Genomic DNA, 14,593 nt, shown 5'->3' with positions numbered 1-14,593 from the left:
CGCGTGTATCGAAGGACGGCCGGGAACTGCCAGCTGTTGTGCGACGAGGCCGCCCTTCGATACAATCCTGTCATTCACCAGGATCACTCAGGGCTGACGGGGATTGTTCCCCGACGCCTGACAGCCAACATCCCTCATCTTTCCGGCAGGATGCCCCATCCCGCGCACTGGATGTCTATCGAGTCGGCGGCGATGATCTTCTCGCCGTTCTCGGAGGCCACCTTGCCATGGACGTAGATGTAGTCGCCGACGTTGGGCTTGGCATCCGAGGTCTTGATGTGGATGCCGACGCGCGAGTCCGGGTGCTCGGCGAGGAGGTATCCCTCCGACTTCTTCGTCACCACCAGATGCCCGAAGTTCGCCGGTTTCCCGTCCTCCTGCTTCCTCGCCCAGACCGCGCCCGGGAGGCCCGCCGTGGAAGTGCGGATGATCGTCTGCCCGCCGACCGCCCAGCCGTTGTCGGCATCGAGGAAGGCGACATCCCAGAGCCCGTTCCAGGACCCGGTGTCCATGTCGGTCCACGTGTCCCCTCCGTCGTTCGTGTGCTGGATGGTGCGGTCACCCCCGGCCGCCCACGCGGTGTCCGCGTTTCTCACGGACAGCGCCACGATCTGGTCGTCGCTGCCCGAGTCCTGCTGGATCCACGTATTCCCGCCGTCCGTGGTCCTGAGCATGGTGCCCTTGACCCCGGAGATCCAGCCGGTGGTCGGGGAGACGAAACAGATTGCGCCAAGGAAGTTCGCGGTACCCGAAGGCTGACGCTTCCACGTCTCGCCGCCGTCCGTCGTCTTCATGATCCGCCCGTTGAGGCCGCAGACCCAGCCGGTGTTCCGGTCGAGGAAGAATATCCCGTGCAGGACGTCCATCGTCCCAAGGTTCAGCCTCTTCCATGTGCTCCCGCCGTCCGTGGTCCTGACGACGGTGCCCTCGTCACCCACGGCCCATCCCGTATCGGCGTCAACGAAGCTCAGGTTGAAGAGACTGACCTTGACGCCGGAGTGCTGCGCCTGCCAGGTCGAGCCTCCGTCACGCGTGACGACGATCGCCCCGCTCCAACCGACCGCCCACGCGGTCTGTTCGTCCAGGAAGCAGACCTTGTTAAGCTGCGCCTTCACGCCCGCGGTCCGGCAGCTCCAGGTCGCGCCTCCGTCCGCGGTGTTCATGATGACCGGCGCGAGGTCGTCGCGCCCGTTGTTCGAGCCGACGGTCCATACTCTCAGCGGATCGAGGGGATATACACCCATCGCAAGGTCGCCCTGGCCCCAGGACTGAGGCTGCCATGACGCCCCGCCGTCCGGCGAGCGGTAGATTACCCCGCGGCCGACCGCCCAGCCGTTCTTCGCGTCGGGAAAGCTGACGGCCTCGAACCACCAGCGCGGGTCGAAAGGCTTCGAGGCCGACCAGGTCTTGCCGCCGTCGGTGGTGTACCGAGGTTGGCCGGTGAGTCCGACGAGACATCCGTGCAGAGCATCGGTGAAACGGAAATCCATGGGCGCATTGTCCCTGCCCGTCTCGCGGGTTGTCCAGGTCCTGCCGCCGTCGGCCGTGGCGTAGACCGCAGCCCGCGAGCCAAGTATCCAGCCCTTGTTAGCATCGAGGAACTGGACCTTCCGGAATCCGCCCTCGCCCTCCAGCCGCGAGACCCGCCACGTCTTCCCGCCGTCGGTCGTCTTGTAGATGCTTCTGTCGTTCTCTACGACCCAGCCGGTGTTCGCGTCAACGAAGAACACGTCGTTGAAGGCTCTAAGGCTTCCGGCCTTCACGGGCACTTCGCAGTCCTGCTTCTGCCACGTCGCGCCGCCGTCGGTGGTCTTCAGGATGGCGCCCTCGCTGCCGGGGTATCCACCGACCGCCCAACCGATATCGCTGCTGACGAAGTGGACGGCGTTGAGGTTGTCTATGCCGCCATCCACTACCTTGCGCCACGTCGCGCCGCCGTCGCTCGTCTTGAAGATGATTCCCGTGCAGTCGAGGCTGAGCAGTCCAGCGCCGACAGCCCAGCCGTGATCCTTGTCGGTGAAATACACGTCGTTCAGGACCTTATGCTCTCTGACCCCCTGCGGCGCCCAGTGCTGCCCGCCGTCGGTCGTCTTGAGGATCGTGCAGTCGCTGCCGACGACCCAGCCGGTGCTGTCGTCGAGGAAGAAAACCCCCCGCCACCACTGGCCGCCGGGCGTAGGCTTGACCCACTCCCAGCCGCCGTCGCCGGTGGAGATGAACGATGAGGCCGATGAGGGATGCTGTCCCACGAGCAGCAACCAGGCCGCGCAGATCATGCCGAGAACCAGAGATGCCTTGATGAGCTTCATTGCGAGTCTTCCTTTCCCTGTCATTTCACCACTTCTCCGGGTCGAAGCCGGGAGGGAGCTTGCTGACCCTGATGGGATTCTTGTCGGGGTCCAGCACGCGCGCCTTGACGTAGTTGCTGCCGTAGAGGTCGCCCTTCCGCGCCTGGATGATGACCAGGCCCTTCGGCATCGAGGCCAGCGCGAACTCTCCCTTCGCATCCGTGACCGCTTCCGGCCCGAAGTCGGTGTATACCCGGAAGCCCGCGACAGGCTTGCCCTTGTCATCCACGACCTTCCCCTTGCGCTCATTGTTAGCGGTGTCAAGGATGACCTCCACGTTGTCTATCCAGTTCCCACTGCCGACGGACGGGCCGCCGGAACCGTAGCCGTAGAATCCCGGAAGGACCGCCCGGAACTGGTACTTGCCGCCTACGTAGACCGCCGGGACGACGTACTCGCCGCTCGCGTCGGTCTTGCCGCATCGTATGTCATCCCAGCCCAAGCCGTAGAACTCCCGAAGCCATATCCCCGCGCCTTCGATCGGCTTGCACCAGACGTCCATGACGGTGACCTTCGGCGAGTGGGCGGGAACGGCCTTGACCGTGATCCCCTTGCCGATAAGCTCGTAGCGGTCTATCTCCCGGACGAAGCCGAGCTTCTTCTCCGCGTGCTCGACGTGCATCACGACCGAACCGGCCGCGCATCCCTTGGGGCCTCACCCGCCGGGCTTCCACTCGAGCTGCGGGACCTCGATGCGGAACTTGCCGTCGGAGCCGGTGACCGCGTGAGTCACCCACGCCCCGCCGATCGTGATCTCCGCGCCCATGAGCGGCCTGCCCTCGGGGTCGGTCACATTCCCGCGGGCGTATTCCTTGTCGCTCGCGATCACCTTGCTGACGGCCTTAGTGGGAGATGGCTTGACGGGTCCGGCCGCTTTGGCGACGGGCTTGACCGGTGGAGGCTCAGGCTTCGGAGGCTGCTCGATGCTCTTGGGAACACTCACGTCGGCCGTCTTCGGCGCCTGCGGCGATGTTCGTCGCCCGCCGTACCGCGCGCCGGCGTAGAAGATGGACACACCGATCGCCAGGACCAGTGCGGAGAGAAGAAGATGTCTTGTTTTCACTGTGCGCCCCCGAGGTTTTCCGATTAGACGGAGAGAAGTCGCTGTTCGTTACACGTCCGGGTGTCAGGCAGGCCCGACCAGCCCTGAGTGCACTTCTCGAACTGGGACCGACAGCCCTGAGTGTCCGCTCCGGCGGATGTATCGAAGGGCGTTCTTGCTGCGGGAGGCCGTCCTTCGATGCACGCTCCGGAGAGCGCACTCAGGACTGGACGGTGCAGCAATCTGCACCGCGGTGGCTGCGCCGTCATGCTGAACGACGCCGTCATGCTGAACTTGGTTCAGCATCCATCCGGGTGGACCCTGAATAGAGTTCAGGGTGACGTGGAGAGATCAGGAAGCCCGCTCCCCCGCCTGTGCGCGGCGGAGGATGTCCCAGAAGGCCCCTCGGAAGCCCGACCGGATCGCGTCCACGAGCACGGTGTTGTCGTTGTAGTTGTAGTTGCCCTCGAGTTCGGCGGGCGAGGCGTGGAGGAAGCGTGAGTCGCCCCCAACGAGGTCATCCACCAGGCCGAAGACCTGCATCCCGACCGCAGGCGAGAGGTAGTAGATCGGCGCGAGGAAGCTCTCGTTGCCCTCGATGATGCCGTGGAGCGTCGGGTTCGACGGTGTGACACCATCACGCCGGACCATCTCCCCGAGCGCGGTGCCGTTGTAGACCCTCACGCCGATCGAGACGCCGACCCGGTCCGGCTCGATGCGCTTCATGAGCTCGATCGTGCGCCTGACCGATTCGGGGGTCTCCGCCGGGCCGCCGATGAGCAGGTCGTACATGAAGGTGATCCCGTGCCGATGGCATATCTCGGCCGTCCGGCGCACGTCCTCCGAGGTGAAGTCGCGCCCGAGCGAGCGCAGGACCCTGTCGTCGCCGGAATCCACGCCGAAATCTATCCCCCGGCACCCGGCGCGCACCATCAGGTCGGCGAGTTCGTCGGTGAACGGCTTCGGGCTCGCGTATGTGTACCAGCGGATCAGGTCGCCGAGGCCCGACCGGATGATCTCCCGGCAGACGTCCTCCGCATGGGCGATCGGGATGTTGAACTCGCAGTCGCAGAGGTGGTAGACGTCAATGCCCTGCTCGAGCAGCGCCCCGATCTCGGCGGTGACGTGCGACGGCGGTCGGACTCGGCACGCGCGTCCCTTCCCGGCGGGGTCGGCGCAGAAGATGCACTTCCGGTCGCACCCGCGCCTGGTCTCGATCCCGGCCTGACCGCCCTCGCGGAAGTAGCGCTCGTTGTCGAGCCACTTCCTGCTGTGCGCCGGGAGGTCGGCCAAACTCGTCCACTGCGGGGGATTGCTCCGGACGGCGCCGCCCTCTCGGAAGACCAGCCCGGGAACCTCGGAAAGGTCAGACATGTCGGACAGGTCGGACAGGGCCTTCTCCCCATCGCCCCGGATCGCATAATCCGCGCCGGTGAACTCCAGCACTGCCTCGGGGGCTACCGAGAGCCCCGCTCCTCCGAGCACGACCGGGGCGTCGGTCCGGGACCTGATGCGCTCGACGACCTCCTTGTAGTAGGGCACGAAGAAGTCGCGGCTGGCGAAGTAGCAGTCGTCGGTGTTGCGGATCGTGAGGCCGATGAGATCCGGCTGGTAGCCCGCGAAAAAGGAGTCCACATCCGCGCCCCAGTCCGGGGAGAAGCAGAGGTCGAGGATCGAGACCTCATGCCCGGCGGCATCGAGCGCATCGGCGATGTAGTCGAGCGCGATCGGCGCGACCGCCGGCTTCATCCGGTTCGGGTTGATGAGAGATACCCTGGACACCAGACACCTCCCGTCGGACCAGTCTGACTCGTCCGATCCGTCAGACCGCGCGACCTACCGCCGATGCCACGCGCCCGATCTGCTCCATCAGCGCGGCGAACCTGTCTGGCGTGAGGCTCTGCGGCCCGTCGCTCATCGCGTGGATCGGGTCGGGGTGCACCTCGATGATCAGTCCGTCCGCGCCGCCCGCCACCGCCGCCTTCGCGATCGGGCCGACGTAATGCCAGTCGCCGGTCGCGTGGCTCGGATCGAGGATCACCGGGAGATGCGTCCAGTGCTTGAGCACCGGGATCGCGTTGATGTCGGTCGTGTTCCGGCAGGAGTCCTCGAAGGTCGTGATGCCCCGCTCGCAGAGGATGACGTTCGGGTTGCCCTCGGACATGATGTACTCGGCGGACATGAGGAGGTCCTTGAGCTTCGCGCCGAGCCCCCTCTTGAGCAGGATCGGCTTCTCGAGCGTGCCGACCAGCTTGAGCAGCGAGTAGTTCTGCATGTTCCGCGTGCCGATCTGCAGGCAGTCGGCGTACCGTGCGACGAGGTCCACCTCGTGCGTGTCCATGACCTCTGTCACGACCGGGAGGCCGGTCTCCTCGCGCGCCTTCGCCATATACCGCAGGCCCTCCTCGCCGAGGCCCTGGAACGCGTACGGCGAGGTCCGAGGCTTGAACGCGCCCCCGCGGAGGAACTTCGCGCCCGCGGCCTTGACCGCCCGCGCGATCTCGAGCGTCTGTTCCTCGGTCTCGATGCTGCACGGCCCCGCGGCGACGACGACCTCGTTCCCGCCGACCTTCACCCCGGCGACCTCGATCACGGAGTCGGCGGGATGGTATTCGCGCGAGGCGAGCTTCCAGAGGTGCGATATCAGTTCGACGCGCCCGACGCCGGGGAACGCGCTGAAATGCTCGACCAGGTCGCCCTTCCGCGCGTCTATCGCGCCCAGCACGGCGATGACCTTCCGCTCGACGCCAGGGTTGATGAACGGCTTGCACCCGATCCGTTGGATCTCGCTCTCGATCTCACGGACCTGTTCCGGCGTCGCCTCGGTTCGCATGATGATGATCATGGCGTGTTCCCCTCACAAAGCGTTGCGCCATTATAGCAGATCGGGAGGGTTCCGGGTTCAACGCTGTTCGTGCCGGAGTACAACTCCAGCCCGAAAGAGGAGGTGCGTGACCGACGCGGAGGAACTCCGCCGGCCCGCGCGTAACCCTACCTTGCTGTAGGGGCGAGACATCGGCCTCCGGGACTGCGGACATGTCGGATGCCGGCAGCCGATGGTTCGCCCCCCAACGAGGAGGCACAACCCATGACCAGCCGAGAACGCGCCAAGCGGTGCATCGAGTTCGAGAACCCGGACCGGTGCCCGATGTCCCTTCCCGCCCCGCACCCCAACGACTTCTGCAGCGCGGGGATCTCCGCCGACCCGGAGTGGAAGCCCTGGCGCACCTGGGAGTTCGAGGACTGCAAGCAGTGGGAGGACGAGTGGCACAACGTCTGGAAGTGTCTTCCCAATACGTCGCGCGGCGAGGTCATCGAGGGCGTCATCAAGGACTGGTCGGAGGTCGAGGCGTATCAGATGCCGCGCATGGACCTCCCCCTGCGGTACGACGCGGCTCGGGCGAAGTTCGCCGAGAACCCGGAGATGTACCACCTCGGAAGCCTGCCCGGGTTCCCGTTCGCCATCATGCGGTACATGCGCCGGGTCGAGGAGTTCCTCGCCGACGTGCTGCTCTACCCCGACGAGGTGAACGCCCTCCAGCGGGACGTGGTGGACCTCCTGAAGCGGTGCCTCGATCAGTGGGCGACGACCGACTGCGACGGCGTGATATTCGCGGAGGACTGGGGCACTCAGGAGCGGCTGCTCGTCTCGCCTGCGCTCTGGCACGAGATGTTCGAGTGGGGCTTCCGCGAGATCGTCGGGCACGCGCGGAGCCTGAACATCGCGGTCTGGATGCACTCCTGCGGCTACATCAAGGATATCATCCCGGCGCTGGCGGACATGGGGATGAAGGTCCTCCAGCTCGATCAGCCGACGCTCTCCGACCTCGATTTCCTCGCCGAGACCTGCCACGGCCGGACCGCGATCTGGGCGCCGGTGGACATCCAGCGCGACCTGCCGACGGGTGACGAGCAGTACATCCGCGCCCGCGCCCGCGAGCTGATAGACAAGCTCGGGAGCAGGGGCGGAGGGTTCATCTGCGGCTACTACGGCGACCCCCGCTCCCTCGGCATAGACCCCGCCTGGCAGATGTGGGCGGTGGACGAGTTCGCGCGGTACGGCTGATTCCGGCAGTCCTCCCTCTCCGTCTAGGGGAGAGGGCCGGGGTGAGAGTCGGGCTCGGCACAACCCCTCGGCCGCCGGCCCGTCAGTTCTGAGCGGCGGAGCGTATCGGGCGACGGCTCCTTGCAGGGAGAACGCCCTTCGATACACGCGGCGGAGCGCGCACTCAGGGCTTTCGGTCTCTGTGCGCGGCGCCCGTCCTCCGCGAGTCCTTCTGCGCCTACCCGATCTCCGCGCGGGCGCCCGGGCGCAGGGGGTTCATGCGGGCGGCGAGCGAGAAGAGGAACGGGTAGTCGCTCCTGAGGTGGATCATGTACTCCAGCCACTGGGTGATCAGCGCGGTGTAAGCCCGCTCCGCGTCCGCGCAGAGGTGCGCCAGGTCCGCATCCGGGCATGCTTCCACGTCCTCCCGGTAGCTCAGCTCATCCTCGAGGTGGAAGACCGCCCACAGCAGATCGGTGAACGACTCGTGCTCGAGAAGCATCGGGTTCTCCAGCAGCCTGACCATGAACTCCCGCTTCTCCGCCAGGTGCGCCTGAAGGTCGAGAAACTGCGCGCGGGTCGCGGCGACGGCGAACTTTCGACCGTGCGTCCACTCGATCGCCTTGCGTATCCGCGCATCTCCCCAGCTCGGCGCGACCCCGGCGTTCTCGCCGATCGCGTCCCGATCCGAAGTCATGCCCCCCATCAGTTCCAGAAGCCGGTGCCCGACCTCGCTGTAGAACGCGCCGATCACCATGTTCATCTTGTACCGCCGCTCCCTGGCCTCGCGGGCCGAGAGCATGCGATCTATGACTATGGTGACGAGAAGCACCTCGATCGGCAGGAACGCGATGTCCCCTATCAGGTACAGGAAAATGTGGTGCGAGTCGCGGAACACGGCGTAGTGGATGCCGTACCCGACCGCAGAGGCGGCTATGAGCAGTATGGCTATGACGCGAGTTCGCATGGGACTGAGTGGCCGGTGACCGGTAATCAGTCTCACCGGTCACCGGTAACTCCTCTCCTACTCCGGCAGCGCCCGGCCCTTCGTCTCGGGCACGAACCAGATCAGGATCAGGCCGATCAGGTAGATGAACGCCATCGTGCTGCCGGCGCGCTCGAACGATCCGCCGAACAGCTTCGGTAGCTGGCCGAATCCCATCAGGATCGCCGCCGCCGCCACGACGCGCCCGATGTTGAACGAGATCCCCTCGCCGGTCGAGCGGATGCGCGTCGGGAACAGCTCAGGCAGATAGAGAGGCAGCCACCCGAAGAAGCTGGTCGTGAAGACCCCGGCGACCGCCGCGAAGACCAGCAGCCTCATGCCGTACCCGTCCGAGAACTGGAACACGAGGATCGCCGATACGAGGCTGGTGACGCAGAAGATCGCGTAGGACCACCGCCGCCCGAACCAGTCCGCCGCCGGACCTCCGAGGAACGACCCCGCGATCTGCCCGAACGCCATCCACATTGCCGCGACCGCGCGCTCGTGGGTCGCCGCGCCGCCGACCAGCGTGTTCACCCACGTCGGGATGAGCTGGAAGACGCCCCACGTGCCGATCACGGCCACCGATGACAGCAGGCACGCCATGATGGTGTTCCGGCGCAGAGCGGGCTCGAAAAGCTGCTTGAGGTCGGGCCGCTCTCCCCGTTCCTTCGCCTTGACCCACTTCTCCGGCTCCTTCACCAGGAACCGGATCGGGATGGAGAGCAGAGCCGGGACGAGCCCTATGCAGAAGATGAGCCGCCAGCCGAGGAAGCCGAAGTTGAGATTGACGAGCGAGCTGATCAGGAACCCGACGTTCGCCGAACTGCCCAGCAGTCCCGCCAGGACCGGGCGCTTCGCGTTCGGCCACGACTCCATCACCAGCGCGACCCCCAGGCCCCACTCGCCGCCGAGGCCCATCGCGCCGACGAACCGGAATATGCCGAGCTGCCACGGGGTCTGCGAGAGCGCGCTCAGGCCGGTGAAGACCGAGTAGAGCAGGACGGTGATGATCATCGTCTTGACCCGGCCGATCTTGTCGCCGAGCCGCCCGAAGATGAACCCTCCGGCCGACGCGCCGAGCAGAAAGAGGGCGAACATGTAGCCCGCGTACTGGGTGATGACCCCCTTGTCGGTCGTGTTCAGGAGTTCCTTCAGCGCCGGGTGCGCCAGCACGGAGTATATGCCCATCTCCATGCCGTCGAACATCCATCCCAGCCAGGCGACGATCAGGATCAGCCAGAGCGTGCCCCTGCGCTCCGGTCTCGCAGCCGTAATCTCGCTCATCCGCTCCTCGATTCCGGGCGGGCGCCCAGGTGATGCAAACCGACAGCTATGGTAAACCTTGAGGCGGTCCGTGTCAACCGAGGGGCCGGCGGCAAAAAGAAAGCCTCCCGGCTCTGGGCCGGAAGGCAATTGGGAAGGAGAAAAGATGTTGCTTTCCGAGTTGATATACTGCAGGAATCGTGCCAAAAGCGCGCTTGGGGCGAAAATACTCGGGGCCCGCGCACAAAAAAAGAACCCGCGGGTGATGCCCACGGGTCTTAGTAAGGAAGGAGAAAAAGATGTTGCTTTTCCAGGTAGGATTGCCTGCAAGATTCGTGCCAATCCGCGCGATAGGGTCAAATATGTTCGATATTTCATCCGTTGGACACTAGATGTTCACGAAATGCCATGGCTGTACGCACGATTCCCGGCCGCCGCCGGACAAAAAGAAAACCCGCGGGTGATGCCCGCGGGCCTAGTAAGGAAGGAGAAAAAGATGTTGCTTTTCCAAGTAAGAGTACCTGCAAGATTCGTGCCAATTCGCGTGTTTGCGCGAAAAAACCTGGAAATACTGCGAGGATGGGGGCGCAAAGAAGGCCCGGCTTGAATCAAGCCGGGCCGAGTGCCTTGTCTGTGATTCGACCTGCCGCCTACGGCGCGGCGGGAGACTCCGGCACGATCAGCGCGAGGTCGCCGCGATAGACCTGCAGCCAGTATCCGTGCCAGGGGAGCAGGGTGTCGGTGGACCCCCAACACTCCGGTATGCCGACATCCATGAGGCCCTGGGTCTCGGCGTCCCACCAGTAGCTCGCGCAGTCTATCCAACCCTCGGTGAGGATCGCGTCGCCCATGCCGACGATGCGGTCGCCCGCGTGGACCTTCACGTCCGCGAGGTGCGTGGGATGGTCCTTTGGATGGCCTATCAGCGCCCACCCGGCGCGGCATACCCCGATCCACTGGTCGAGCGCGCTGTTCCTGCCGGAGTAGCTGACCGGCCGGTCCTCGTCGAGGTTCAGCCAGTAGCCGTCGCCGAGAAGCAGTCCGCCGAACGCGCCGGGCCCCTCCCATTCGCTCCATGAGTCGTACGCGTACAGGCCGCCGGTGCAGCTCTCCCATCGGTACAGGCGCGAGTCCAGGTTGTCCGGGGTCTGATTCGGGCTGAGCACAATGTAAGGGGCCCACGGCTTGGCGCTCCACTCGCCGCCGTCGCCCGAACCGGCCGGAGCGGCGGGCAGGCCGATCAGGTTCCATCCCTCACCGAGAGAAGTGCTGATCGCGTCGAACGAGGTCACCTTTGAGGCCGATGTCGGTATGATCGTCGGGGCGACCTTTCCGGCGGCGATGGTCGCGTCGGCGCTTACGACGCCGGTGACCTCGACCCAGTCCTTCAAGATCGAGGCGGCGTCTATGCCGGCAGGCGGGGCGGCCTCGACCCTCACTCCGAGGAACCCGCGCGCGTTGGAGTCGCTCACCGGCGCGTCGGTCCTGTTCGCGCCGTCCCACAGGTAGTAGTACTCGCCGGCAACGGGATCGATGCCGGTCACCAGGCCCTGAACCCGCACCAGGAGGCCGACGTTCAGCGCACCCCGACCGTTCGTGACTCCCGGGTCAGCGAGGCACGGCCCGCCGCCGATCTCCCTCGTGCGAAGATCGAAGGGCTCGGGCAGGAAGTTGCCGGTGCTGGCGGTGACAATCGCTTCGGTGGGCTGGATGACACGCTCGCCGTCGATCAGGGCGATGGTGCCGTACACGTATACGCAGTCACTGACAGCCACGTATGACGGATTGACCATGACCCGCACGCCCGCATGCCTGTCCGTAGATTCGATCCAGAGGGAGTTGCCGATCTTTGCGGTCACAACACCCAGGGTCCGCACAGATGTGCCGATGTCGGCTGACCTCACGGCACTCAGATCCTCCACGGGGCCGCCGCAGTCACCCGTCATTGTGAAGTCGCTCGCGTCCCTCAGGCGGATACAGCCTTTATCGTACCTGTTGGTGCGGCCGGCAGCCCCACGGATCTGGTAGACGCAGTTGACCATCGGCCACCACCCCTGCATGTTGAGGGTATCCTGAGTCTGTATGGCGATCTCGCAGGTGTTGCCCTGTGCGTCGGCCACCAATGCGAACGGTACGGTATCCCCGAACGGAGGGTTGTCGTTGCCGGACGGATAGGTCGCGACCACCCTGCCGGTGATCTGGACGTACTGCCCCCAGTAATCGGAGAAGCCGGTGGTCGCGGGGTGTCCGATGTCCGCCACGGTCCCGGTGACCGGAGTTGACGGCAGGCCCCCCAGACTGCCCCTGTTCAGATATGTCCGCGCGAAGGTCCCGGCCGCAAGACCGGCTTCGAGGTCGCTGTTGCCGACGAGGACCCTGCGCTCGTGGCCTGCCGGAATGTCCAGTAGACCGGTGATCATGATCGTCTCACCCTGAGAGGGATACTTGCCGATGTAGGTCGAGTTGCCCAGCCAATCCTCGCCGGTAGGGCAGTCCCACTGCGGCAGGAAGCTCTCGGTCGGCTTGGTGACCAGGCACAGCATCCCGTTCGACGGATCGTTCGGATCGCAGACATACCACTGGTTGCGCAATACCATGGTATCAGTGCGGGGCGCCAGTCCAAACTGCGCGATCTGACCGAAGCAGTCGTATCCCACCGGCTGGGCGAAGCAGACGCCTTCCATGTTCACCTTCGTGCCGTTTGCCGTGGCTCGAGCTTCGGCGACGGTCAGCGGCCTCAGGTAGAGATCGAGCGTGCCGCCGCCGTAGGGAGCGGTGACGTTGATCGGCGCCTGGCTGCCAAAACCGGTCTTCTGAGCGGTCACCCCGAAGCTCCCTGCGCTGATCTCGATGGAGGCGCTGCCGCTCGCATTGGATGGCGTGGAGTAGTAGGTGAACGGCCCCGTGGCGCGGTGATCGGTCGTCCCCGGAATCCCGCCGCCGACCGCCCGAACCTGAGCGTCCTGGACGTACCACCCGGCCACGCGCGTGTGCCCGATGCGGGCGTTGACGGCATGTCCGGTAACCTGCGCCTGGACTTCCTCGTAGTCGGAACTGCAGCAACCACTGGAATCGCACGCCGTCACTGTAAGATAGTGAGGGGGCTGCCCGTAGCTCGTGGTGCAGCGCGCTCCCACCTTGGCCTTGATCCCGGAGAAGGTGGCGATCGCAGTCCTGCCGGTCGGATCGCTCGGGTCCTGGGTGATGACGGCATACTTGATACCGTAACCGAGGGGCGTCAGATCAAGGGTGACGCTGGTGATATCCCCCCATCCGCTCAGGTCTATCACCTTGACGGATACGGACGCGCTGTCCGTGTTGTCGGCGATCAGCGTGTTGTCCGGCGTCCACACCGCGCTGCCCGGAACTACCATCGGACAGCCGTCGGACGACGGCCCTGTGAACGGGGTCAGAAGCTTCTGGGCCGTGCTGTTTCCCGGTTCCGCGAAGAGTCCCCAGTATCTCTGCGCCCAGGTCGGCGAGGACTTGCCGAAGGTGACGGCGGGATTCCCCACGGCGTCAGCGGAGACCATGAGGCCGTACGCGACGATGTTGTAGGGATCGCCGGTTACCGAGCACGTATCGAGGTTCACCTTGTAGATCGCTCTGGAAGACTCGTCCGGGGTGGTTGCCGGATTATCATTCGCGTAGTAAGTCATCCGGGTCGTCCACAGGTAGTCGCTGCCGGCGGCGTCAACAAAGTCCACGTCTATGCACGCGCCGATCTCGCTGCCGCAGGTGAAGCTCATATCCCTGACGTAGATGCCGTCGCTCTCAGGATCGTTCCATCTGGTCAGGCCGACGCTCGGCCCCTGGTTGCACGCCTGATAGATCGTCCGCAGGTCAGGCGAGACCCACATGCCGTAGGCGTCCCAGCCGTCTCCGCCGCCGGTGTTGTACGGGGTCGTGATCGGCAGTGTCCACGTCAGGTGGTCCGGCTCGACGATGACCTTCTTGATCCCGGTCGAGGAACCGGACATGAAGATGTGGGTCCTGCCGTCGGGAGTCGTGCGGGCAAAGATCGCGCGCATATTGGTGACCGTCGGCGATGTTGACGCCAGGTTGCCGTCCGGGCTGAAGCAGTGGATGATCATGTTCGACCGGTCTGACACGTAGACCCAGCCGTCGTCCGCGACCGCCAGGTCCCAGGGCGCGCTAGCGCCCCACGCTATCCCGGCGTCGTTGAACTTGCCTAGGTAGTTCCCCGCCGGGCCGTACATGTAGATATCCTTCTGGGTCTTGTGGCTGACGTACATCCGGCCGTAGTACGCGCTGTTCGGGTTCTTGTTGATGCCGACCCCGTAGAAGCCCTCCACGTCGGGGACGGACGGCCACGGCATCGGAGCGTACTCCGTGTCCCAGTCGCTGTTCAGGTAGAGGCCGCTGATCGGGCCCCACTGAGGCTGATCGGCCGTAGCGGTGATCCGGGGAACGTAGTAACCGTAAGGCGCAGTCCCGCCGCCGTCCACGTCGCCAAGCCAGATGTATCTGTGGAAACCCTTGGACTGGCCGGACCATGTTATGGTCCTGACTGCGGAGCCCGCAGGGGTGCCGTCCCAGGTGCACGGCAGGATCTCGACAGTCACGTCCGCCGTGCAGTTCAGCGTGTAGTCAATGAACGTGGGCACGAACAGCGAGGCGCTCGCGTCGTAGATCTCGACCGCGGAATAGGCGCTGCCGACAAGTAGAAATGAAAGTAGTGCGAGGTGGAGCAGGAGCTTGCGGTACTGCATGATACCTACCTCCTTGCTTTGTTCCGGCGCAGGGGGACGTCGGCATGCGCTGAACCGGCCGTTCGCCGTACGATCCGTACACCCTCTATTATATCACACCTATCGGCGATTGCGGCCTCCTGATTCGAGGGGGAGCTGCGGAGGAGAAGGAGTATGAGTGTGAGTAGGAGTAAG

Annotated in this window: 10 protein-coding genes; 2 read left to right on the top strand and 8 right to left on the bottom strand. The window is 65.0% G+C overall.

Features of this window, described 5'->3' with window-relative positions; all coding sequences use genetic code 11:
- Positions 1–134: 134 nt before the first annotated feature.
- The 5 genes from KBC96_08510 to aroF all read right to left on the bottom strand — a co-directional run bounded on the left by KBC96_08510 (position 135) and on the right by aroF (position 6,235).
- Positions 135–2,309: a hypothetical protein gene (locus KBC96_08510; GenBank protein MBP6964433.1), complete on the bottom strand. Its 2,175-nt coding sequence runs from the start codon at positions 2,307–2,309 to the stop codon at positions 135–137.
- 25 nt (positions 2,310–2,334) lie between these two features.
- Positions 2,335–2,970, bottom strand: a complete 636-nt coding sequence (locus tag KBC96_08505; GenBank protein MBP6964432.1) for a carboxypeptidase regulatory-like domain-containing protein — start codon at positions 2,968–2,970, stop codon at positions 2,335–2,337.
- 33 nt (positions 2,971–3,003) lie between these two features.
- Positions 3,004–3,411: a carboxypeptidase regulatory-like domain-containing protein gene (locus tag KBC96_08500; GenBank protein ID MBP6964431.1), complete on the bottom strand. Its 408-nt coding sequence runs from the start codon at positions 3,409–3,411 to the stop codon at positions 3,004–3,006.
- Positions 3,412–3,741: 330 nt separating this feature from the next.
- Positions 3,742–5,172, bottom strand: a complete 1,431-nt coding sequence (locus tag KBC96_08495) for a cobalamin-dependent protein (GenBank protein MBP6964430.1) — start codon at positions 5,170–5,172, stop codon at positions 3,742–3,744.
- A gap of 40 nt (positions 5,173–5,212) precedes the next feature.
- Positions 5,213–6,235 carry a 3-deoxy-7-phosphoheptulonate synthase gene (aroF, locus tag KBC96_08490; GenBank protein MBP6964429.1) on the bottom strand — a complete coding sequence of 341 codons (1,023 nt, stop codon included), beginning with the start codon at positions 6,233–6,235 and terminating at the stop codon, positions 5,213–5,215.
- A gap of 243 nt (positions 6,236–6,478) precedes the next feature.
- Here aroF and KBC96_08485 point away from each other — a divergent pair, with 243 nt between their 5' ends.
- Positions 6,479–7,456 carry a hypothetical protein gene (locus KBC96_08485; protein ID MBP6964428.1) on the top strand — a complete coding sequence of 326 codons (978 nt, stop codon included), beginning with the start codon at positions 6,479–6,481 and terminating at the stop codon, positions 7,454–7,456.
- 217 nt (positions 7,457–7,673) lie between these two features.
- Here KBC96_08485 and KBC96_08480 read toward each other — a convergent pair whose 3' ends face one another.
- On the bottom strand, positions 7,674–8,438 hold the full coding sequence (locus KBC96_08480) for a hypothetical protein (protein MBP6964427.1): 765 nt from the start codon (positions 8,436–8,438) through the stop codon (positions 7,674–7,676).
- A gap of 21 nt (positions 8,439–8,459) precedes the next feature.
- A complete protein-coding gene (locus KBC96_08475) occupies positions 8,460–9,707 on the bottom strand; it encodes an MFS transporter (GenBank protein MBP6964426.1) in 1,248 nt (415 codons plus the stop codon).
- Between the two features lie 70 nt (positions 9,708–9,777).
- Here KBC96_08475 and KBC96_08470 point away from each other — a divergent pair, with 70 nt between their 5' ends.
- Entirely contained in the window at positions 9,778–10,293 is a 516-nt protein-coding gene (locus KBC96_08470) for a hypothetical protein (GenBank protein MBP6964425.1), read from the top strand.
- A 43-nt stretch (positions 10,294–10,336) separates the two neighbouring features.
- Here the strand turns inward: KBC96_08470 and KBC96_08465 are convergent, their stop codons facing one another.
- The gene (locus KBC96_08465; GenBank protein MBP6964424.1) at positions 10,337–14,419 is read right to left on the bottom strand and encodes a hypothetical protein; all 4,083 of its coding nucleotides are present in this window, start codon (positions 14,417–14,419) and stop codon (positions 10,337–10,339) included.
- Positions 14,420–14,593 lie beyond the last annotated feature (174 nt).

It is taken from the genome of Armatimonadota bacterium, from assembly GCA_017993055.1.
In the GTDB taxonomy this organism is placed as follows: Bacteria; Armatimonadota; UBA5829; order DTJY01; family DTJY01; genus JAGONM01.
Note: the sequence above shows the minus strand (reverse complement) of the source record. Positions and strands in the feature narration are given on the sequence as shown.